The 19058-nt window shown below is 58.5% G+C and carries 17 protein-coding genes; 6 read left to right on the plus strand and 11 right to left on the minus strand.

What is annotated here, in order from left to right; translation table 11 throughout:
- Positions 1-646: 646 nt before the first annotated feature.
- Positions 647-943 (minus strand): DNA-binding transcriptional regulator Fis, encoded by a 297-nt coding sequence (gene fis, locus G5315_RS18085; RefSeq protein WP_005309538.1) that lies wholly within the window; start codon positions 941-943, stop codon positions 647-649.
- 26 nt (positions 944-969) lie between these two features.
- Positions 970-1935 (minus strand): tRNA dihydrouridine synthase DusB, encoded by a 966-nt coding sequence (gene dusB, locus G5315_RS18090; protein ID WP_019445016.1) that lies wholly within the window; start codon positions 1933-1935, stop codon positions 970-972.
- A gap of 292 nt (positions 1936-2227) precedes the next feature.
- On the opposite strand from dusB, the gene G5315_RS18095 reads away from it, so the two are divergent.
- The 4 genes from G5315_RS18095 to G5315_RS18110 all read left to right on the plus strand — a co-directional run bounded on the left by G5315_RS18095 (position 2228) and on the right by G5315_RS18110 (position 7053).
- Positions 2228-3625 (plus strand): TolC family protein, encoded by a 1398-nt coding sequence (locus tag G5315_RS18095; RefSeq protein WP_421333635.1) that lies wholly within the window; start codon positions 2228-2230, stop codon positions 3623-3625.
- Positions 3626-3698: 73 nt separating this feature from the next.
- Positions 3699-4703, plus strand: coding sequence for an HlyD family secretion protein (locus G5315_RS18100; RefSeq protein WP_216949635.1), 1005 nt, complete (start codon positions 3699-3701; stop codon positions 4701-4703).
- Positions 4703-5857, plus strand: a complete 1155-nt coding sequence (locus tag G5315_RS18105; RefSeq protein WP_421333637.1) for an ABC transporter permease — start codon at positions 4703-4705, stop codon at positions 5855-5857. Before G5315_RS18100 ends, G5315_RS18105 begins: the two co-directional genes overlap by 1 nt.
- Positions 5857-7053: an ABC transporter permease gene (locus tag G5315_RS18110; protein ID WP_421333639.1), complete on the plus strand. Its 1197-nt coding sequence runs from the start codon at positions 5857-5859 to the stop codon at positions 7051-7053. The genes G5315_RS18105 and G5315_RS18110 overlap by 1 nt, the downstream gene beginning before the upstream one ends.
- 110 nt (positions 7054-7163) lie before the next feature.
- Here the strand turns inward: G5315_RS18110 and G5315_RS18115 are convergent, their stop codons facing one another.
- The 3 genes from G5315_RS18115 to G5315_RS18125 form a co-directional block, all read right to left on the minus strand.
- Positions 7164-7799, minus strand: a complete 636-nt coding sequence (locus G5315_RS18115) for an NAD(P)-dependent oxidoreductase (protein WP_421333641.1) — start codon at positions 7797-7799, stop codon at positions 7164-7166.
- Positions 7800-7933: 134 nt separating this feature from the next.
- Complete coding sequence (locus G5315_RS18120; RefSeq protein WP_019445022.1) at positions 7934-8788, minus strand: DnaA ATPase domain-containing protein; 855 nt, start codon at positions 8786-8788, stop codon at positions 7934-7936.
- Positions 8789-8859: 71 nt separating this feature from the next.
- Positions 8860-9558, minus strand: coding sequence for a DnaT-like ssDNA-binding domain-containing protein (locus G5315_RS18125; RefSeq protein WP_005349201.1), 699 nt, complete (start codon positions 9556-9558; stop codon positions 8860-8862).
- Between the two features lie 289 nt (positions 9559-9847).
- On the opposite strand from G5315_RS18125, the gene G5315_RS18130 reads away from it, so the two are divergent.
- Complete coding sequence (locus tag G5315_RS18130; RefSeq protein WP_216952909.1) at positions 9848-10819, plus strand: response regulator; 972 nt, start codon at positions 9848-9850, stop codon at positions 10817-10819.
- A gap of 74 nt (positions 10820-10893) precedes the next feature.
- Here G5315_RS18130 and G5315_RS18135 read toward each other — a convergent pair whose 3' ends face one another.
- From G5315_RS18135 to G5315_RS18155, 5 genes are all read right to left on the minus strand, one after another.
- Entirely contained in the window at positions 10894-12291 is a 1398-nt protein-coding gene (locus tag G5315_RS18135; protein ID WP_421333643.1) for a peptide MFS transporter, read from the minus strand.
- A 213-nt stretch (positions 12292-12504) separates the two neighbouring features.
- A complete protein-coding gene (galU, locus tag G5315_RS18140) occupies positions 12505-13416 on the minus strand; it encodes a UTP--glucose-1-phosphate uridylyltransferase GalU (RefSeq protein WP_005339121.1) in 912 nt (303 codons plus the stop codon).
- A gap of 96 nt (positions 13417-13512) precedes the next feature.
- Entirely contained in the window at positions 13513-13833 is a 321-nt protein-coding gene (locus G5315_RS18145) for a ComEA family DNA-binding protein (RefSeq protein WP_088870101.1), read from the minus strand.
- A 377-nt stretch (positions 13834-14210) separates the two neighbouring features.
- Positions 14211-16391, minus strand: a complete 2181-nt coding sequence (gene pta, locus G5315_RS18150; protein WP_005339119.1) for a phosphate acetyltransferase — start codon at positions 16389-16391, stop codon at positions 14211-14213.
- Between the two features lie 54 nt (positions 16392-16445).
- Positions 16446-17648, minus strand: coding sequence for an acetate kinase (locus tag G5315_RS18155; RefSeq protein ID WP_005349210.1), 1203 nt, complete (start codon positions 17646-17648; stop codon positions 16446-16448).
- A gap of 304 nt (positions 17649-17952) precedes the next feature.
- Between G5315_RS18155 and yfbV the strand changes: the two genes are divergently transcribed.
- Positions 17953-18393: a terminus macrodomain insulation protein YfbV gene (gene yfbV, locus G5315_RS18160; RefSeq protein ID WP_005339116.1), complete on the plus strand. Its 441-nt coding sequence runs from the start codon at positions 17953-17955 to the stop codon at positions 18391-18393.
- Between the two features lie 59 nt (positions 18394-18452).
- Here the strand turns inward: yfbV and G5315_RS18165 are convergent, their stop codons facing one another.
- On the minus strand, positions 18453-18953 hold the full coding sequence (locus G5315_RS18165) for a YfbU family protein (RefSeq protein ID WP_005341125.1): 501 nt from the start codon (positions 18951-18953) through the stop codon (positions 18453-18455).
- Between the last annotated feature and the right edge of the window lie 105 nt (positions 18954-19058).

The following is a 19058-nucleotide window of genomic DNA, read 5'->3' on the forward strand; positions in this document are numbered from 1 at the left end:
CTGCGTTGTTCGTGATCTGCGGCCTCCTTCAAGAATTTCTTGAAGGTTGGAGATACTCGTAGATTCAGGGTTTCGCTTTTCGTGTCGGTAAATCGCATAAGGTGGAGCCCCGCCATTGTCTGTGCAGTTGCGTTATTGTACATGCATCCAGCGTTTTTTCCTCCCTAGAAATTCAGAAAATGCCAACTCTTCTTCGAAGGCCGCAAATCTCTGAGCACAGCGATTAGTCATTCACTAGCGCGGCACATACACACCAGTTCATTCAATAATTTTACTTAATCTCTTTGTAGGGAAGGTGCGATTTAGTAGATCTAAACTTTGCCGTAAGTAACATACTCACGTTATGCATATTCGTGAGTTATGAACCTTTCTGGTGTGTTGAGGAATATATAGGCTGGCGTATTTATCCTACGGGTTGATTTCGACAAGAATCTCACCTCAACAGAGGTGGTACGGTATGAAACATTGTTCTCAATGTCCAGCCACAATCAAAGGGTCCGAAAACATGATTAGACATCGCTCTATCGGAGCCATCACCAATGATGTCTAGTTCAGTAGTTGTGGGTTTAAATGTGGGTTCAAAACTAAAAAGGCACCTCCATTAAAATGGAAGTGCCTTTATTTTCAATAGCTTATCTGTTGCGGCTTAGTTCATGCCGTAACGCTTGAGCTTCTTGCGCAGGGTGCCACGGTTGATACCCATCATCACGGCAGCGCGAGTCTGGTTACCACGGGTGTACTGCATGATCACGTCCAGCATCGGCGCTTCGACTTCGGAGAGAACCATATCGTACAGATCAATCACTTCCTGACCGTTCAACTGGGCCAGGTAGTTACGCAGGGCCTGTTGCACAGAGTCACGCAGGGGGCGCTGGGTCGGCTCGGCAGCGTGATTGTGAGTAGTTGTTACCAATGCATCAGAAGTCAGGGTTTGTTCGAACATATTCGGTCGGCTCTTTAGTTATCTTGTTAACCTAATCCATCGAAATACGCTTCGAGTGCCTCAAGTTGCGCGTCTGCGCAATCCAGGGCATTGAAGTGCTTACGGAATTCTCGGCCCGTCTCTTCTTCATCCAGATACCAGCCCACGTGTTTACGGGCTATGCGCGCTCCCAGATATGCACCATAAAACCGGTGCAGGTTGGTTACATGCTCGTTCATCAGGGTGCGAACCTCTTCCCTCTCGGGAGGCGGCAGCTTGGTGCCCGTCTCAAGAAAATGACGGATTTCCCGGAAAATCCAGGGTCGTCCTTGCGCAGCTCGGCCGATCATCACGGCGTCAACACCGGTATAGTCGAGGACATACCGGGCTTTCTCCGGGCTGTTGATGTCACCATTGGCGACAACAGGAATCGATACGGCCTGCTTAATCGCCCTGATCGTGTCGTACTCCGCTTCGCCCTTGTAGAGGCAGGCACGGGTACGACCATGCACGGCAAGGGCCGCGATACCGCAATCTTCGGCGATTCGGGCGATCTCCACGCCATTGCGGTTATCCGGATCCCATCCTGTGCGGATCTTCAAGGTGACAGGCACCTCCACTGCATCAACCACGGCCCGGCAAATTGCTTTGACCTGATCGGGGGCTCGCAGCAGGGCAGAACCTGCCAACTTCTTATTCACTTTTTTTGCCGGACATCCCATGTTGATGTCGACGATCTGTGCGCCCTGCTCCACGTTGTAGCGGGCAGCAAACGCCATCATCTCGGGGTCGGCTCCGGCAATCTGGACCGAACGCAATCCGCCTTCTGCAGAGTGATCCATCCTCATCCGGGTTTTCTGGGTATCCCAGACATCCGGGTTGGCCAGCAGCATCTCGGAAACGGCCATGCCAGCCCCCAATCGCAAACAAAGTTCACGGAATGGTCGGTCAGTTACACCGGCCATGGGAGCCACAATCAAGGGAGTTTCAAGCGTGTGGGGACCTATCTGCATTCCACGGTTACCATCGGCTTAGGGCGGCGTATATTACGCATTTTTTAGGCAGGAGAAAAGGTTAGTATTTGAGCGTCAGCCATTTTTTTCTGAAAAAAACGTCGCGCCAAGGCTTGCAAATTCTGGAGTTATTGAAAAACGGCCAGATTGCCGGAGAGTGAGCGCTGTACCATTCGGGTCGGACGCCTGCATAATTGTCAGTCCACTTGCAGGCCCGCTTTGCGTTATGATAGCGGGCTTAAGTCGAGCAAATGCTCCAAACATTTATGCAACAAAAGCGGATTGGGGATCTATGACGTCAAGGTTCATTAAATCACTCTGGCCGTGTCTGATGGGAGCCGTGCTGGGGTCGGCGCATGCGCAAACCATCAGTTTCGGCGAAGCCTGGACCCGGGTCATCCAGCAGGATGAAGGGCTGGCTGCCGAGCAGGCCGGGGTCGATCGGGCCAAGCAGCTGCGCGAGGCGGCCAAGGATATGTATCTGCCCAAGGTGGATCTGGGGGCCAGCTATACCCATCTTGATCAGCCGATTGAACTTGATGCCCTCGATCTCAATCCGCTGGCCAAGCAGAAAGATCTGATCCTGGCGCTCGGCAGCCTGTTCGGGGTCGGGGCCAACGCATTTGTCACCCCCCTGACCAAACAGAATGTGGTGACCAGCTCGGTCAAGATGCTCTGGCCGTTGTTTGCCGGTGGTCGCATCGATGCGGCGCAGGATATCCGCCAGGCGCAGGTGAGCGAGGCGCAGCAGCTGCTGGTGCTCAAGCAGCAATCCACCTTCGAGAGCCTCTCCCAAACCTATTTCGGTGTGGTGTTGGCTGCTCAGGTGGTGCAGACCAAACAGGAGATCGAAGAGGGACTGGCCCACCATCTGGATCACGCCAAGAAGCTCGAAGCGCAGGGGCAGATAGCCAGGGTGGAGCGCCTCTCCGCCCAGTCGGCCTATGATCGGGCCCGCATCGATACCCAGAAGGCGCGCCGCAGCCTCGAGATCGCCGAACTGGCCCTCGGCCGCATGCTGAAGTTGCCAAATGCCCAGCCGGGCAGCGGCCTGTTCGTCAACAAGGAGCTGCCGCGCCTTGAGGGGTTGGTGAGCCAGACCCTGGAGGTGCACCCCGGTCTCAAGCTGCTCAGCGCCAAGAAGGAGCAGGCCAAGGGGCTGATCCGGGTCGAGCAGGGCAAATATGCCCCCGAGGTGTTCCTGTTCGGTAACTACAACCTCTATGAAGATGATTCACTCGCCTCCAAGACAGCGCCGGACTGGCTGGTGGGGGTGGGGGTCAGCATGCCGCTGGTGAGCCGCGATGGCCGCTCCGAGACGGTGCAGGCCGCCAAGAGCGCCGAGCTGCAGGTCAATCTGCTGCAGGCCAAGACCCGCCAGGATCTGGAGTTGCTCGTTGAGAAGACCTGGCGCGAAGCGGCGCAGGGGCTGGAGGAGTATCAATCCCTCTCTTCCACCCAGGCGTTGGCAGAGGAGAACGTGCTGCTGCGGGACAAGGCCTTCGGGCAGGGACTTTCTACCTCCCTTGATGTGGTGGATGCCCAAAACCAGCTGGCAGGCGTCAAGACCCAACGTGCGGCGGCGGCCTATCAATATGTGGTGTCTCTGGCCCGCCTGCTGGCGCTCTCTGGCCAGATGAACAGTTTCAATCAATATCAGCACGGTCAGGTGATCGAGGTGAACTCATGATCGCACTCCAGTCCGTTCCTTTTTCTATCTCTGTTTCGACCGCCAAGGGTCGCCCGTTTGTCGAGGTGAAGTGATGAGCCATCCCCCCATCAAAAAGAAGATGAGCCAGGGTAAACCGCTGTTGTTGCCGCTGGCGCTGGTGATCCTGGTGGTCTGGCTCGGCTGGCGCTTCTGGCTCGCCTATCAGCCGGAGCCGGTGCATCTGCAAGGGCAGATTGAAGCGCAGCAGTACTCGGTCTCCTCCAAGGTGCCGGGTCGCATCGACGAGGTGCTGGTGAAAAAGGGCGATCAGCTGACCAAGGATCAACTGGTCTTTACCCTGGCGAGCCCCGAGATCGAAGCCAAGCTGAGCCAGGCCAAGGCGGGTGAGGCCGCTGCGGGCGCCATGGCGCAAGAAGCGGAGAAGGGGGCCCGAGCCCAGCAGATCGCTGCGGCCAAGGATCAGTGGCAAAAAGCCAAGGCCGCCGCAGCCCTGCGCGGCAAGACTTATGAGCGGGTGGCCAGCCTGCACCGCGACGGCGTAATGCCGCTGCAAAAACGCGATGAGGCCTGGACCGCCTGGCAAGCCGCCCGCTACAGCGAAGGGATGGCGTGGCAGCAGTACCAGATGGCGCTGGAAGGGGCGCGGGAAGAGACCAAGATCGCTGCCCGCGAGAAGGCCAAGATGGCGGCGGGTTCTGTTGCCGAGGTTGAAGCCTATCTAGCCGATACCCGCATCGTTAGCCCTCACTCCGGCGAGGTAAGTCAGGTGCTGCTGCGCAGCGGCGAGCTGGCGCCGCAAGGCTTCCCGGTGGTGACCCTGCTCGACATGAGCGATGCCTGGGCCCAGTTCCACGTTCGCGAGGATCTGCTGCCCCGCTTCCCGGTCGGTACCGAGTTCGATGCCCGCATCCCGGGCCTTGGCGATCAGATGGTGCGCTTCAAGGTGACTCATGTGGCCGTGATGGGGGATTTCGCCACCTGGCGCGCCACCGATACCCGTCAGGGTTTCGATATGAAGAGCTTCCAGGTGGAGGCTCGCCCGCTGCAACCGGTTGAGGGGCTGCGGGTTGGCATGAGTGTGCTGGTTGAACTCTGATGGGACGTGAATTTCGGCTGCTGTGGCAGGATCCCTTCAGTCGTGCCCTGATGAGCTGGGTGCCGCTGCTGCTGATGGGGATCCTCTGCTGGATCTTCTCGGCAGGGTTGGCCCGCGACCTCAAGGTAGGGCTGGTGGATCTCGACCACAGCATGCTCTCGCGCCAGCTCGCCTTCTCGCTGGATGGTTCGGCCGGGCTCAAGGTCGCGCAACAGTTTGACTCCATCGATGCAGGTGCCCACGCCCTGCGCGGTGGCGACATTTATGCGCTGGTGGTGATCCCCAACCATCTGGAGCGTGATGCCCGTCAGGGCACCCAGCCGCAGGTGACGGTGTTCAACAACGGCCAGTTCATCCTCATCGCCAAGCTGGTCAACTCTGCGCTGGCGCAGGTGGTAGGCACTCTTAACGGTCAGGTGGGCGTGCTGGAGGCGATGGCCGATGGCAAGGCACAGCCCGGCGCACTCGGGCAGTCGGTGCCCATCAGCAGTCAGGTGACTGCGCTCTATAACCTCAACTCCAGCTACGCCCAGTTTCTGCTAAGCGCCATTCTGCCCGCGGTGTGGCAGATCCTGGTGGTGCTGTTCGGCCTCAATGCGCTGGCCCGTACCGATCGGCTGGGACTGGACTGGACCACTCGCGGTGTCTGGTTTGGCCTCTGGCGCACCCTGCTGCCCCACGTGCTGATTGGCTGGGGCTGGGGGATTGTCTGGACGCTGCTGCTCTTCAAGGGCTTCTCCTACCCTATGCACGGTAGCTGGCTGGTATTGCTGGTGGGGCTGGGTCTCGCCTCGGCCGCCTGCGTCACCATGGGGGCTTTTTTCTACGGCATCATCCGGGATCCGGCCCGCGCCCTGTCGCTGGCGGGGGCTTACACTGCGCCTGGCTTTGCCTTTATGGGAGTCACCTTTCCGGTGAGCGCCATGGGGGATTTCGCCCGCTTCTGGCGCAGCCTGTTGCCGGTCTCTCACTATGTCGAGCTGCAGATTGGTCAGAGCAACTACGGTCTGCCCCTCGCATCGGCGCTGCCGCAACTGGGGGCGCTGCTGCTGTTTCTGCTTCCCCTGCTGCTGGTGGTGCGCCGTTACAAGCAGCAGGCCGAGCTGGCCCGTCAATCAGCCGCAGTGGCAGTCGCCGAGAAGGAGCCTGAGTGATGCTGGGATTTGTCGATCTGTTGCGCCTCGAGCTGCGCACCCTGCTGGCGGATCGCGCCATCATGCTCACCCTGTTTGGCGGGGTGTTCTTCTACTCCTTCCTCTACCCCCAACCCTATCTGCATCAACTACCGCGGGAAGAGGCGGTGGTGGTGGTCAATGAAGATGGCAGTCAGCTATCGCGCCAGCTGGAATTTATGGCCGATGCCACGCCGCAGGTGAAGCTGGTGGCGCGGGCCAATTCGCTGGATGAAGCGCGGCAGCTGATGATGGCCGGTAAGGCGAGCGGCATCCTGCATATCCCCAACCACTTCTATCGGGATCTGATGCTGGGCAAGAGCGTCACCCTGAGCTATGCCGGTGATGCCTCCTACTTTCTGGTCTACGGCACCATTGCCGAAGGACTGGCGCAGGCCGGTGGCACTCTCGCCGCGCAGGTGAAGGTGGCACGGCTGTTGAGCCACGGCGAGGCGCTACCACAAGCGGCCATGGGCTGGAATGCGGTGGCTCTCAACGTGGTGCCGGTGTTCAACCCCACCATGGGCTATGTGAATTACGTGGTGCCGGCGGTGTTCGTGCTGATCCTCCATCAGGTGTTGCTGATGGGTGCGGGGATCCTGGGGGCGACCCAGAACCAGCGCAGCTGCCGTGGCGAGCATGGTTACTGGCAAAGCGCGCCTGTGTTGCCGCTGCTGCTGGCCAGAACCCTGGTGCTGGCGGGGTTGTTCCTGCTGCCGGTGAGCTACTTCCTCGGCTTCTGCTTCGATCACTACAACATCGCTCGCCATGCTGACCCACTGGAGTTGTGGCTGTTCGCCCTGCCGTTCCTGCTGGCGACCTGCTGGTTCGGGATTGTGCTGGGGGCGATCTTTACCCGGCGGGATCTGCCGACTCAGGTAGTGCTCATCTCTTCTCTGCCGCTGGTCTTTCTGGCGGGCTTTATCTGGCCGCTCGAGCTGATCCCGGCGCCTCTCAACTGGCTGGCTCAGTGGGTGCCCACTATCCCCGGTATCGAGGGTTTTCTGCGCCTCAACCAGATGGGGGCTGACTTCGCGCAGGTTGCCCGCTACTGGTGGCAGCTATGGGGACTGGCGCTGCTCTACGGCGTGCTGGCTTGCCTGTTGCTGCGTTGGCGGCAGCAGTCACTGCCGGTGGCCAGTCAGCCGGTCGTACAGAGTGAGACGACTGCCGGTTAAGCGGGATAGGGCAAGCGCCCGTGAGATAGCGTGTGCGGTAAAGCGAAAACGGTCAGCCCTTGGGCTGACCGTTTTGGTATGTGGTGGGTATGAGCGATTTTACTGCTGCTTTAGCCGCGCTGGAGCGTGGGATCCCCGATGGCGTAGATCTGCCCCACAGCCGTCTCATCCGCCAGCAGGCGCAGCCCTTGGGCGGCCACATCGGCGCGGCGTACCAGTCCGTGTACCTCCTTGCCCTGACTCAGCTCGGCGCGGCCGGTGGCGTCGCCATCCTGAAGGCCCGCCGGGCGCAGAATGGTCCATGCGAGGGCGCTGGTCTGCAGCCAGCTCTCCGCCAGACTCTTGAGACGCACTTCATGACCGAAGGCGGCGCGGGCCCGCTGCGGCAAATATTGCCAGCTGTCGCCACAGCCGAGGGAGGTGACCAGCAGCAGCCGTTTCAGGCCAGCCTGCTCCATGGCATCGATTACATGGCGGTTGCCCTGATAGTCCACTGGCACTGTTTGGCGAAAGCTGCCGAGGGTAGAGACGACCTGAGCATCTTGTCCCGCACGGGCACATGCCTGCTGCACCGCAGCCAGATCCAGCGCATCCCCTTCGATCACCTCAACTCCCAGCGCACTCAGTTCCATGGCCATCTCGGGGTTGCGTACCAGCGCAACGACCCGGTGACCCTGGCTCAGGGCGTGATGAGTAAAGGCGCGGCCCAGCCCGCGGCTGGCTCCGAAAATCAGTGTGGTTGGCATAGCTGAGCTCCCTTGGCAAAAGGAGCTAGCCTAGTGGCTTGTTCGCTCGCTGTAAATGAGAGTTGTTTCCATTTGTGAGCCAGCAGAGAGGCGCGGGTGCGAGCCGCTGGCGGCTCGCACCTGCTGAGAGGGGATCAGCCGTTGTAGTTGCCGATGCTGGGGCGACGGCTGGGGCCGCTCAGGTGGATATCCACCGGATTGAACGCCTTGATCGCCTCATAGCTGAAATCACCGATCGCCTGATGCAGGGTCTGGGGCGTGTGGTTGGTGATGATGATAACGCTTTTTGACAGGTTGCGGCGACGGCGCAGCAGGTGGCCGAGGAAGCTGGACTGGCTCTCCGCCATTTTGGCGCGGTTGGCCGATACCTCATCGATGATCAGCAGATCCACCTCTTCCAGCGCGCGGCGGTACTGGTTGCGCTCGTCCTGATCGGGGATGACGTTGAAGAACAGCCGATCGACGATGGAGGCCCACTGCTGGAAGATCACCGATTTCTGGTGACGGGCGATCAGCTCATGCGCTACCGCTCCCGCCAGGGTCGACTTGCCGGTGCCGTAGTCGCCGTAGATCAGCATGCAGCCGCCACCGCTCTTCTCCCAGTGCTCGAAACCGCTGATAAAGTAACGGGCGGTTTCGATGGGGTATTGCAGCGCCGGATCTGTGGCATCCATCTTGTCAAATACCCAGTCGGGGTTGAGGTCGGCTTGGGCGATCAGCTTCTGGATCCGCTCCTGACGGGCCGCCTTCTGCAGCTCGCGCACCTCGGCGTTGGCCTTGGCGTCGTACTCCTTGCGCAGGGTCTCGTAGTCATACTGGCCGCCACCGGTCTCTTGTTGCAGGCGACGAATGCGCTCCAGCAGGCCACCCACATGGCGGCTCAATTCCGGGTCGTGAATGCGGTGATCCTGCTTGGCCTTGGCGATCTTCTGGCGCTTGGCTTCGATCTCTTCCAGCTCCTGGCGCAGGGGATCTTGCGGGTCAGTCATGGAATGCTCCTTCTGCTCGATCAGGGATGGGTAGACAAGGGGTTGATTCTGCCTGCAGGCGGGGGCCGCTATCAATCATTATCCGGCTCCTGCTGCGCTGCGGGTTCTTGCGTCTGCTGTTGGGCCAGTCGCTTGGCCTCTTCAATCATCTGTTGGGCCCGTTTGCTGGGGCCCGACTCTGCCGGGGCCGGCGTCACCTGCTGGTAGCCCTGCACCTCCATCGGTTTGCGACGGGTATAGCGGCGGGTCTTGAGGGCGCGAATGAACTTGAGCATCCATTGATGCTGGGAGTCGAACACCTCGGGGCGCCCCAGCCAGTAGGCGATAAACTCCCCCAGATCTTCTTCGCTATAGCTGGCATCGATCACCCCGCACAGACGGGCGAGGGCGGGCAGCTCCTCGTCCGGTCGCCATTGCAGATGCATCTGGAAGGGGCGCTCCGGCAGCGGGCTGCGCAATTTCTGGGTCAGCAGTGGCAACTGAAACGGGCACTGATGGTAGTGCTCACTCTCGGGCTGAGCCTCGACCTGCAGCAGGCCCGCCTCCATCAGTTCATCGAACAGCTCGGTGAGCTGACGGGCATTGACCTGAAACGAGAAGCCGCAGGGATCACCCGGATCGACCACTGCCAGTGCCCGACCCAGCTCGGGATAGTTGAGCCGGGCCGCCTGATTTTCCAGCACCAGTCGGCGCAGCTGCAGGGTATAGAGGCTGCGAGCCGGATGGGACAATCTGGGGTGGGCAAGGGCACTGTATTCGGCTGGGGTCATGGTCTTCTTCACGAGCTGGAGTGGGGGGCATTATCCCCTATGGTGCTCTCCTGCACAATTCGTCACACTGCAAGTGAGTGCCCTGCATGGTCGGGTGGTGAAAATTGATCGTACCGCGGAGCGTTGAGCAGGGAGAGCGGGATTGTGTCGATAATCCAGCAGCTTGCACTATTTTGGTATGCAGATTAGCCAATCCGCCTATTTGTGACGCAAGGCACGCGGCATTTCTGCTGATTTAGACTAGTCTTATTACTTAAATAAACAATTGACTCATAAGGTTTTTGTCAACATGCCAAAACCCGGACTGCGGATCCTGGTGGTGGAAGACGAAGCAGTTTTTCGCCATTCGTTAGTGAGTTACCTCGCGCGGGACGGGGCAACGGTGTTTCAGGCTGAGGATGGAATTGAAGGGTTGTCAGCTGCAGCGATTTATCATCCCGACGTGGTACTGTGCGATCTCAATATGCCCAATATGGATGGCCGCGAGGTAATCGCCTGTCTCTCTGCGCGCTATCCCCATATTCCGGTTATCGTCATTTCGGCCCAGAGCTCCATGGAGGCGGTCGCCAGTGCCTTGCGTGCCGGTGCTCGGGACTACTTGCTCAAGCCCCTCGAGAACTTCGCACTGGTCGATCGCAGTATCGACCAGTGCCTGAATGGGAGTTCCACGCGAGCTCAGCAGCTCGAATTGATGGCGCATATGGATTACTTCAGTGCGCATGATCGGGCTGCCAGCCGTTTGCTCGCCGGGCTGAAGCCACCGGGATTGCAGGAGTGGGGCCCCTGGCAGGTCACGTTCAAGGGGCTTGGGCACCTCTTCATTCCCGATACCTTCAAGGTGGAAGACAAGCTGCTGGTGCTGGTGATGGAGATGCCCATCATGGGGACGGATGCAGCATTTTGCGGGGCGCTGGTGCGCTCTCTGATGAACGTGCCCTATCGCCAGTTTCAGCAGAACGAGAGCCGTTTGCTGAGCCAACCGCACCGGTTGCTCGACTACCTAAACCATCAGTTGATGGAGTCCGGGTTGCGCCACGCTTTTGCCATGGCTGCTCTGCTGTTTGATCAGCACGATGGGCTGGTATTTGCCAATGCCGGGCTCACTTCCCCCCACTGGTTGATGCGCTCGGGTGGATTACCGCTTGGTCTGATGCGCAACAGCCACTACGCTCTGCACAAACGCAGCTGGCATGAACCATTCGATCTGCAGTTTCGCAGCGACAGCGGTAGTGCGCTCAATGTGCAGGTGCGTCATCACTGAGGCTGCTTGACTAGAGACCAAAACAGACAAGGCGCCCGATGGGCGCCCTGTCTGTTGTCTACAATCCTGACCGTTTAGACGGTGGCGGAGTGTAGTTTCTTCTCTTGAGCTTGCGGCTCTTTGGCCGGGCCTTCGGCACCGTGCATCCAGTAAACCAGACGATTAGCCATGGTCATCAGCAACAGGGCGCTCAGCACCGCAGCCAGGGCGATGCCACCGAAGATGGCGATCGGGCCGGCTTCACCAACAATGGAGCCGATAAAGCCCGCAGCATAGTTGGCGATGGCGATAAAGCCCATCCAGGCACCCATCATGAGGGAGGCCAGACGCAGCGGAGCCAGTTTGGTCACCATGGAGAGGCCGATCGGGGAGAGGCAGAGCTCGCCCAGGGTGTGGAACAGGTATGCGCCAACCAGCCAGAACATGGAGGTCTTGACGGTGTTGTCACCACCCTGCTGTAGCACGGCACCCACCATGAACAGGAAGCCGATAGCCAGGAACAGCAGACCCATGGCGAATTTCACCGGAGAGTTCGGCTCTTTCTTGCCGAGCTTGATCCAGATGGCCGCAACGACCGGTGCCAGAGTGATGATGAAGAAGGGGTTCAGGGACTGGAACCAGGCAGTCGGCACTTCGAAGCTGCCGATCATGCGGTCGGTATACTCCTGGGTGTAGAGGTTCATCAGACCACCGGCCTGCTCGAAGCCGGCCCAGAAGATGATGGTGAACAGACCCAGTACCAGAATAACCTTGATGCGATCCACTTCCTGCTTGGTCAGCGGTGCTTTCTGCTCGGTAGTACGCAGGGCTGCTGCGCGCTGGGCGGCAGTGACACGACCGATGTCACCCAGGAAACGTTGGGCCATGGTGGCCTGGATCACCAGAGAGAGCAGCATGCCGATACCGGCGCCGACGAAGGCTGCTTGCCAGCCGTAGGCGGTGGCGGCAGCACCACAGATCACACCTGCCAGCAGGGAACCCAGGTTGATGCCCATGTAGAAGATGGTGAAAGCACCATCACGGCGGTGATCGCCCTCTTCATAGAGGTCACCCACCATGGTGGAGATGTTCGGTTTGAACAGGCCGTTACCCACGATCAGCAGCGCGAGGCCCGCGTAGAACATGGTGTTGACCATATCCGGGAACATGGCGTGGGGCAGTGCCAGAGTGAACTGACCTGCGGCCATCAGTACGGCACCGATCAGGATGGCGCGACGTTGACCCAGGAAGGTGTCAGCCAGCCAGCCGCCGATCAGCGGAGTGATATAAACCAGACCGGTATAGATACCGTAGAGTTTGAGGGCATCTGCCTGACTCCAGCCCAGACCGCCGTTGGCAGTCAGGTCGGTCAGATAGAGCACCAGCACGGCACGCATGCCGTAATAGGAGAATCTCTCCCACAGTTCGGTACTAAAGAGCAAAAAAAGCCCTTTAGGGTGACCTAAAAAGGTCCCTTTTGACGGGTTATTCATTGGAACTTCCACCTGTGTCTTATATTTTTTTGAGTTTTTTATGCAAGGGCGAGAAACACGCCTCAATCCTTATAGAGCATGCGTGAATAAATTACAACATTATGATTTGCTGAGAGTTTATTTACTCTTGATTGATTTTTTGTTGCGCAAATGAAAAAGGAGCATCGTTTGATGCCCCTTAAATACGTCTATAAAAAACAGATTTATCAGCGATTACAACTGCTTGACGAACTGCTTCAGCCAGCCGATGAATTCACCATTCAGCTCGTGATGGCGCACACCATATTCCACATTGGCTTTCATGTAACCGAGCTTGCTGCCGCAATCGTGGCTCTTGCCCTTCATGAAGTAGGCGTTGACCTGCTCCTGCTCCATCAGCATGGCGATGGCGTCAGTCAGCTGGATCTCGTCACCGGCACCGGCCGGGGTCTTCTCCAGCAGCGGCCAGATATTGGAGGAGAGGACGTAACGACCCACCACCGCCAGATTGGAGGGGGCTTCGTCACGGGGCGGTTTCTCGACAATGGCCTGCATCGGCAGGGACATCCCCTCGCTCAGGGCCTCGCCCTTGATGTCGGCGATGCCGTACTTGTCCACTTCGCTCTCGGGAACCGCTTCCACCATGATCTGGCTGATCTGGTTCTCTTCGAACATGTGCACCATCTCGGCCAGGTTGTCTTTTTTCGGGTCGCTGGCCACTTCATCAATCAGTACGTCCGGCAGCAGCACGGCAAACGGGTTGTCACCGATCAGCGGGCGGGCGCAGAGCACAGCGTGGCCCAGACCTTTGGCCTCCCCCTGACGGACGTGCATGATGGTGACGTCTTTCGGGCAGATCTGTTGCACCTCTTCCAGTAGCTGACGCTTGACTCGCTTCTCGAGGGTCGCTTCCAGTTCGAAACTCTTGTCGAAGTGGTTTTCGATGGAGTTCTTGCTTGAGTGGGTGACCAGCACGATCTCTTTGATACCGGCGGCGATGGCTTCGCGCACTACGTACTGGATCAGCGGTTTGTCGACCACCGGCAACATCTCTTTCGGGATGGCCTTGGTGGCTGGCAGCATACGGGTACCCAGACCGGCTACCGGGAGCACGGCCTTGCGAACTGTCAGAGGAGTCTTTTTCATGGAAAACTATCCAGCGGGATTAAAGTGCGGCCATGATACTCCAAGAAAAATGGGGCAGCCACAGGCTACCCCATTCGTATATGCAGAGCTCGGACGTTATTTGACGATGATCATGTCACGGTTGGCTTCCAGCGTGGCCGGGCCAATGCCATTGACATCCGCCAGCTGATCGACCGAGGTGAACTTTCCCTGTTTTTCCCGATAGTCGACGATGGCTTGTGCCTTCTTGTCACCAATCCCTTTCAGGCTGGTGAGTTCGGCAAGGGTGGCCGTATTGATATTCAGCTTGCCGGCTTCCTTGGCGACCTCAGCTGTGGTTGTTTGCTTGGGTGCTGCCTTATCTGCGGCCAACACGGGTTGGCTGAACAGGGGCAAGCAGGCCAGCAGCATGACTGCAGAGAGCTTCTTCATCAGCATTTCCATTCCTCCATGATGTGGATATTGCCGAGTGGCACATTGATGAATAGCGTATCAAACGGGTCTTTTTCACTGCTATTTCTAACAGGTCAAATCCTCATGCCGATGGCGAAATATTTGCTATAAGCGCTTCGCTATGAATGGCCTCATATATCCAACCGTATGATCTTGAATCTATTTTAGATGCATCTTTAAGGTGGCGGACACGCTTTCCCGCAGAGTTACGCTCGAGACATTTCTGGCTCATCGCATGGCATTGTTCTGTGCAACACTGCGCTGGTGGCATGTTTCACTGGTCATCAAAAGAGAACTAATAAAAAAGGCTGCTCACCTGGGGTGAGCAGCCTTTGTGATCGGTTTTTTCAGACTAAAACTGATTAGGCTTGTTCGTCAGCCTGGGCAGCCTGGATACCGGTCAGGGCGATGGTGTAGACGATGTCGTCAACCAGGGCGCCACGGGAGAGGTCGTTGACCGGCTTGCGCATGCCTTGCAGCATCGGGCCGATGGAGACCAGGTCAGCGGAACGCTGCACCGCTTTGTAAGTGGTGTTACCTGTGTTCAGGTCAGGGAAGACGAACACGGTGGCTTTACCTGCAACCGGTGAGTTCGGTGCCTTGGACTTGGCCACGTTCTCCATGATGGCCGCATCGTACTGCAGCGGGCCGTCGATGATGAGGTCGGGGCGCTTGGCCTTGGCCAGCTCGGTCGCTTCACGCACTTTCTCTACATCGGCACCGGCGCCAGAGGTACCGGTAGAGTAGGAGATCATGGCTACGCGCGGCTCGATGCCGAACGCGGCAGCGGAGTCGGCGGACTGGATGGCGATTTCGGCCAGCTGCTCGGCAGTCGGATCCGGGTTGATCGCGCAGTCACCGTAGACCAGCACCTGGTCAGGCAGCAGCATGAAGAAGATGGAGGAGATCAGGGAAGAGCCCGGAGCTGTCTTGATGATCTGCATCGGCGGACGGATGGTGTTGGCAGTGGTGTGCACCGCGCCGGATACCAGGCCGTCAACTTCATTGCGCTCCAGCATCATGGTACCCAGTACCACGTTGTCTTCCAGCTGCTCGCGGGCAACCACTTCGGTCATGCCCTTGTTCTTGCGCAGCTCGACCAGACGCGGCACATAGCGTTCGCGCACAACGGCCGGATCGATGATTTCGACGCGATCGGTCAGAACCACACCCTGCTGTTCGGCAACGCGACGGATCTCTTCCGGGTTACCCAGCAGTACCGGACGGGCAATGCCACGCTCGGCACAGATGGCGGCAGCCTTGATGGTGCGCGGCTCGTCGCCTTCCGGCAGCACGACACGCTTGTTGGCCTGACGGGCCAGCTCGGTCAGCTGATAACGGAACGCCGGCGGGCTCAGGCGACGGGAACGGGTAGAGCTGACGGTCAGCGACTCGATCCAGTGTTTGTCGATGTGGCCAGCGACGTAGTCCTGTACCAGCTCGATACGCTCGCGGTCATCTTCCGGAATATCGACGTTGAAGTTCTGCAGGCTGACGGCGGTCTGCCAAGTGTTGGTGCCGGTCATCATGATCGGCAGGCCGGTGGCCATGGCCTGTTGGCACAGCGCCATGACCTGCGGCTCCGGATGATAGTTACCGGTCAGCAGCAGGGCGCCCAGCTTGACGCCGTTCATGGCGGAGAGGCAGGCGGAGACGATGACGTCGGAGCGGTCGCCGGAGGTCACCAGCAGGCTGCCCGGACGGAAGTGCTCGACCATGTTGTGGATGGAGCGGGCGCAGAAGGTCACGGTCTGCAGGCGACGGCTGTCCAGCTCACCCTTGTGCAGGATCTTGGCGGCCAGATGCTTGGCGAGATCCTTGGCGCGCGGGGCGATCAGCTGGGTGTTCCAGGGGATGCAACCCAGGATGCGCAGCGGGCTCTTGCCGAACACTTGCAGCACTTCCAGGTTGTGGGCAGCATCGGAAGCGTGGTGATGGGCTTCGAACATCTCGGTCAGGTCAGGGCGGGTTACGCCATGCTCGTCAACCGGCGCGCCAACCTTGTTGATCACGCAGCCAACGATGCGGGGGTTGTTGACACCACCGAAGTTGGAGCAGGCCAGCTCAATGCGCTCTTTCAGCTTCTGGCTGGAGTCATGGCCCGGGTGGGTCACGAATACCATGTCAGCGTCCAGCGCCTTGGCGACGTCGTAGTTCAGCTTGTTGGCAAAGGGCTGCTTGTCGGTCGGCACCATACCTTCGACAACCAGCACTTCGGCACCACTGGATTTCACGTGCTCTTCGAAGCGGGCAACGATCTCTTCCAGCAGGATGTCGGTGTTGCTGGAGCTGATCATGTTCTCGGCGTAGGAGAGGGTGAAGGGCTCGGGCGGATTGATGTTGGCAGCAGCGCGGATAACGGCGGTTGAGCGCTCGGCACCGGTTTCACCCGGACGCGGCTGGGCAACCGGTTTGAAGAAGCTGACATTGACACCGTGACGCTCCATGGCGCGAACAACGCCCAGACTCACGGAAGTTACGCCGACACCAGTGCCGACCGGGATAAGCATAATAGTGCGTGCCACTTTATACCCCTTGTTCATTTTTTGGGATCAGGAAAAGGCCGCCCTGTGGGCGGCCTCGAGTTACTGCGTCAATTAAGCGCCGACCAGTTCCAGCGCGTCGTGGGCGATAACCCACTCTTCGTTGGTCGGGATAACCAGGGCCTTGGTAGAACCAGCCTTGGTGATCTCGCCACCCTTGCCGAAACGAGCCTTCAGGTTGGCGTCGTGATCGACGTCAAAGCCCAGCAGACCCAGCTTGTTCAGGGTGATTTCACGGATCGGGGCGGAGTTTTCACCGATACCACCGGTGAAAACAACGGCGTCCAGACGACCGTCCATGGCGGCAGCGTAGGCGCCGATGTACTTGGCCAGGCGATAGCAGTAAACGTCCATAGCACGCTTGGCTTCTTCTTTGCTGTCGTAGTTGTCTTCGACGAAACGGCAGTCGGAGGTCACTTCAGTCAGACCCTGCAGGCCGGACTCTTTGGTCAGCATGGTGTTGATATCGGCCACGCTCATGCCCAGCTTGTCGTGCAGGAAGAAGATGATAGCCGGGTCCAGATCACCGGAACGGGTACCCATCACCAGACCTTCCAGCGGGGTCAGGCCCATGGAGGTATCAACGGATTTGCCGTTCTTGATGGCGCAGACGGAACCGCCGTTGCCCAGGTGGCAGTTGATGATGTTCAGCTCTTCAACCGGCTTGTTCAGCTGCTTGGCAGCTTCCAGGCTGATGTAGTAGTGGCTGGTGCCGTGAGCGCCGTAGCGACGGATGCCGTTCTCTTTGTAGAGCTTGTACGGCAGGGCGTACAGGAAGGCTTCTTCCGGCATGGTCTGGTGGAACGCGGTATCGAATACGGCCACGTTCTTGTCAGCCAGCGCCGGGAATACGCGGCGAGCTTCACGGATACCGATCAGGTGAGCCGGGTTGTGCAGCGGTGCGTACGGAACGGCGGCTTCGATGCCGGCAATCACGTCTTCGCAGATGACAACGGAAGAGGTGAAGCGCTCGCCACCGTGAACAACACGGTGACCGATGGCGATCAGGTTCTTGGACAGTTCCGGATTGAGCGGCAGGATCTTGTTGACGATGAAGTCCAGCGCTTCCTGGTGAGCGGCACCCGCGCCCAGATCGGCACTGCCTTTCTCGCCATTCAGTTTCCACTTGATGCGGGCATCGTCGAGGTTGAAGCACTCGGCCAGGCCGGACAGCAGGTCATCACCGGTGGTTGCGTCAATGACGGCAAACTTCAGGGAAGAGCTGCCACAGTTAAGAACAAGAACCAGCTTACTCATGAATAAATCCTATCGCAGATTGGGTTGTGTAGGCGGATGCGTTGGACGCGGTGCGGCCAAAAACTTTCAACTTATCCTTATGAGGGTTGGCAATCTGTTGCTTGCCCCTTGTATAGTGATACAAGACCCGAAATCCAGACGTCCCTGACAGGTCAATAGCAAGAAGCTTTTGACGCAAAAATGGGCGTACAAAGGATAACCCGATTGTTGAAAAATAACAAAGTCATCCTCAACCTTTGTTACTTTGCATCAAATTTTGTCGAGGTTTTGCCGTTAGTACGTTCAAAAAGCGCTCGGAGGTAGTATGAGCATGAACATTTTTGGAACTAAGTTACAGCAAGGCCGCCATTATATGACGCTTTGGCCGCGCCGTCCCGAGCTCAATTCGATGTTTCCTGAAAATCGGGTGATCAAGGCGACCGAGTTCGCCCTCAAGGTGATCCCCGCACTGGCGGTGTTGAGCGTGATGCTGCAGTTCCAGTTTGGCGAGCTGCACTACTGGCCTTCTGTCATCACTTCCGTGCTGTTTCTGCTCAGTTTGCCGCTGCAGGGCTACTACTGGCTCGGCCAGCGTGCCGATACCCGATTGCCCCCGTCGCTGGCGAGCTGGTATCGGGAGATCAACGGCAAGATGAACGAGCAGGGTGGCCGCCGCCAGCTGGTTTCCCAGCCGCGCTATGAAGAGCTGGCCGATACCCTCAAGGCCGCCTTCCAGCAGCTCGATAAATCCTTTCTCTACGAATAACCCGTTTCAGATGCAAAAAGGCGCCAGTGGCGCCTTTTTTGTTGCGGTTGGTATGCGGATCAGGCCGCCAGCACCTTGCGGATCTCCTGGATGGAGAGCTTGTACTGACGTGGACACTGACGCCACACCTGCAGCATCCGCTGGTATTTGTCGCGCATGGCGATGTCGCTGGAGAGCTCGTCGCACGGGCACTTGAGCTCGGGGAAGCGCTTGTCCACCTCCAGCAGGAAGCAGACGTAGTCAGCCAGCTCACGCTCCTGGCTGCGGCTGTAGCCGTTGAACTCCAGCCGACTGGCGTTGATCTCGCCCTGATCGGCTGCATCCAGATTGCCCCATGAGATGGCCAGCGCGTGGTGCAGCTCCAGGGTGTCGATCACCTCTTGGCAGGTTGCCAGATCCAGATGGCCGAAGCTCTTCTCCAGCTCGAGGATCTGCAGGCAGTAGCCGCGCTCGATGATGGTGCTGGCGCGCTGGTAGACGTCCGCTTTCTCCGGATTGAGTTTCGCCAGAATTTCGTACTGGTTGCTCAGGATCAAACGTTCTGTGTTGCTCATGTTCATGGGATATCTCGCTGGAAGATGATTCTGGGGTCACGTTAACCCATATATAAAATGAATTTTTTGATCTGGGCGGGGGAGTTGGTGAGAAAAATCCGCTGGCAAGGG

The sequence above is a fragment of the Aeromonas sp. 603607 genome (assembly GCF_049171595.1).
Taxonomy (GTDB): domain Bacteria; phylum Pseudomonadota; class Gammaproteobacteria; order Enterobacterales; family Aeromonadaceae; genus Aeromonas; species Aeromonas veronii.

Coding starts and splice junctions, on each gene's coding strand:
- galU (WP_005339121.1), bottom strand. CDS start 13,416: ATGAAAAAGACTCCTCTGACAGTTCGCAAGGCCGTGCTCCCGGTAGCC.
- G5315_RS18120 (WP_019445022.1), bottom strand. CDS start 8,788: ATGACTGACCCGCAAGATCCCCTGCGCCAGGAGCTGGAAGAGATCGAA.
- G5315_RS18095 (WP_421333635.1), top strand. CDS start 2,228: ATGACGTCAAGGTTCATTAAATCACTCTGGCCGTGTCTGATGGGAGCC.
- pta (WP_005339119.1), bottom strand. CDS start 16,391: ATGAACAAGGGGTATAAAGTGGCACGCACTATTATGCTTATCCCGGTC.
- G5315_RS18165 (WP_005341125.1), bottom strand. CDS start 18,953: ATGAACATGAGCAACACAGAACGTTTGATCCTGAGCAACCAGTACGAA.
- G5315_RS18105 (WP_421333637.1), top strand. CDS start 4,703: ATGGGACGTGAATTTCGGCTGCTGTGGCAGGATCCCTTCAGTCGTGCC.
- G5315_RS18100 (WP_216949635.1), top strand. CDS start 3,699: ATGAGCCATCCCCCCATCAAAAAGAAGATGAGCCAGGGTAAACCGCTG.
- G5315_RS18130 (WP_216952909.1), top strand. CDS start 9,848: ATGCCAAAACCCGGACTGCGGATCCTGGTGGTGGAAGACGAAGCAGTT.
- G5315_RS18155 (WP_005349210.1), bottom strand. CDS start 17,648: ATGAGTAAGCTGGTTCTTGTTCTTAACTGTGGCAGCTCTTCCCTGAAG.
- G5315_RS18110 (WP_421333639.1), top strand. CDS start 5,857: ATGCTGGGATTTGTCGATCTGTTGCGCCTCGAGCTGCGCACCCTGCTG.
- G5315_RS18115 (WP_421333641.1), bottom strand. CDS start 7,799: ATGCCAACCACACTGATTTTCGGAGCCAGCCGCGGGCTGGGCCGCGCC.
- dusB (WP_019445016.1), bottom strand. CDS start 1,935: ATGCAGATAGGTCCCCACACGCTTGAAACTCCCTTGATTGTGGCTCCC.
- fis (WP_005309538.1), bottom strand. CDS start 943: ATGTTCGAACAAACCCTGACTTCTGATGCATTGGTAACAACTACTCAC.
- yfbV (WP_005339116.1), top strand. CDS start 17,953: ATGAGCATGAACATTTTTGGAACTAAGTTACAGCAAGGCCGCCATTAT.
- G5315_RS18125 (WP_005349201.1), bottom strand. CDS start 9,558: ATGACCCCAGCCGAATACAGTGCCCTTGCCCACCCCAGATTGTCCCAT.
- G5315_RS18145 (WP_088870101.1), bottom strand. CDS start 13,833: ATGCTGATGAAGAAGCTCTCTGCAGTCATGCTGCTGGCCTGCTTGCCC.
- G5315_RS18135 (WP_421333643.1), bottom strand. CDS start 12,291: ATGAATAACCCGTCAAAAGGGACCTTTTTAGGTCACCCTAAAGGGCTT.